The 1,783-nt window shown below is 41.6% G+C and carries 2 protein-coding genes; both read right to left on the bottom strand.

Annotated elements, in window-relative coordinates; genetic code table 11:
- Positions 1 to 113: 113 nt before the first annotated feature.
- Entirely contained in the window at positions 114 to 746 is a 633-nt protein-coding gene (locus WBM98_RS13340; protein ID WP_424366515.1) for a nitroreductase family protein, read from the bottom strand.
- A 50-nt stretch (positions 747 to 796) separates the two neighbouring features.
- Positions 797 to 1,375, bottom strand: a complete 579-nt coding sequence (locus WBM98_RS13335) for a TetR/AcrR family transcriptional regulator (protein WP_424366514.1) — start codon at positions 1,373 to 1,375, stop codon at positions 797 to 799.
- Between the last annotated feature and the right edge of the window lie 408 nt (positions 1,376 to 1,783).

Below are 1,783 nucleotides of genomic sequence, written 5' to 3'. Positions count from 1 at the left end.
TCCCCTTGATGCAAAGTAACATCTGATTCCTCCGTTACCATTTCGAAATCCGAAATCGAAGGTTTTCCTACAGGCCTGTTTTTTAACAATATGGTTTTTGTCATCATGGCTTTTTAGTCTATAACCGTTACTAATTCTTCCATCGGTTTTCTGACCTTTACAAGATTCACCAACCAATCATCATCTTCTTTTCTATAACCAAGGGGCAATAAAACCGCACTGCGCAGTCCCTTTTCACGAAGGCCAAGAATTTCGTCGACGGCGGCAGGATCAAAACCTTCAAGGGGTGTGGCATCAACACCTTCAAAAGCAGCCGCGGCAATCGCCTGAGAAAAGGCGATATAGGCCTGTTTGGCTGCGTGATTAAAATTTTCTTCCGCATCCTTTTGAGGATAGGAACCCAATAACATCTTTCGGTAATTTTCCCAACCTTCATTTTTAAATCCGCGAATGTCGTTCGTCAAATCGAACATATGGTTTATTCGCTCAGCCGTATAGGTGTCCCAGGCCGCAAAAACGAGAAGGTGGGAGCATGATGTAATGACCGATTGGTTCCAGGCTACCGGTTTTATTTTCTCCTTTAGGGCTTGGTTTTTGATCACAATGATCTCAAAAGGCTGTAAGCCACTCGAGGTAGGTGCCAAACGTGCGGCTTCTAAAATGCGTTGTATTTTATTTTCGGCTACCTTTTCGCCGTTCATGGCTTTTGCAGCATATCGCCAGTTTAATTTATCCAATAATTCCATGTCTTCAATATTAGTTTTTATTATTATATACATTAATGTTCTACTCGTGTTCAGATTTTAATACTGCTCCAAGCAGCTTGATACGCCTCTTCAATATGTGTTTTGTCCATCTGAAATGCCCCTCTTTTTTGTACGATCATTAAAAAAGACAAGGGATTGATCGCGTAGGCATACAAGAGGTAATCTGATATGGGTTTGATAATCCCTTCTTTTTTACCTCGGGCCCAAAGGTCGAGTAGGGGCTGTAGGTGTTTGATCCCTTCCTGTCTACTCGGCTCATCGATCATTGGCGTGTTATCGCATTGCGCCAAAAATAGAGCGTTTTCGCACTCCTTGAGTTTAAAATCGGCAATACGTTTCCAAATGATTTCAAAGCCTTCTTCAACCGACATCGTTTCGGTATAGGTAGCAAATGCATATTTGGTGTACTCTGCTTTCACTTCGATATAGGTTTTATTCACCAAATCTTGTTTGTTGTCAAAATAGAGATAAATCGTAGCCGGGGAAACGTTGGCCATTTTTGCGATTTTACTTATTGGCGTGGCGTGGAACCCATTATTGTTGACCAATTCAATGGTGGCCTTAACAAGGGCGTTGCGTTTGTCTATGCTTTTTTGCAGTTGTGCCATATCACATCCAATTAAAGTACAAAGCTATAAAATAAATGAACGTTCATTCTTTTTTTAACAAAGGTTTACCAGTCGATACTGTTCCCCTGTTACGGAATGAACCCCAAGTATTGCACCAAGCAATCTAAAACTACCCAGTAGGTACGTCTCTAAGCGGTTTAGGTTTTTATGCACCTTAACCTCACTGCCAGAAGCCGACGGACATGTCCTTCATTGCTTGCAGCGCGACAGCGGATAGGAGGGAGGGCAATGCTAAGTAAACCGAAACTTTAGTGAAGGTGGGTGTGTGGAATGGGATTAATCCCAGTTGAATCATTCTAAATTACATGCAAAACTGCCTGATATTTAAGCGAATGAAGGAAATAGTTGCTAACTTTAATAGTCACCTTTTAGGTATTTGGCCTATAC

It is taken from the genome of Maribacter sp., assembly GCF_049667165.1.
Classification (GTDB): domain Bacteria; phylum Bacteroidota; class Bacteroidia; order Flavobacteriales; family Flavobacteriaceae; genus Maribacter_A.
The sequence above is the reverse complement of the archived record's forward strand: the minus strand, read 5'-3'. Positions and strand labels throughout refer to the sequence as shown.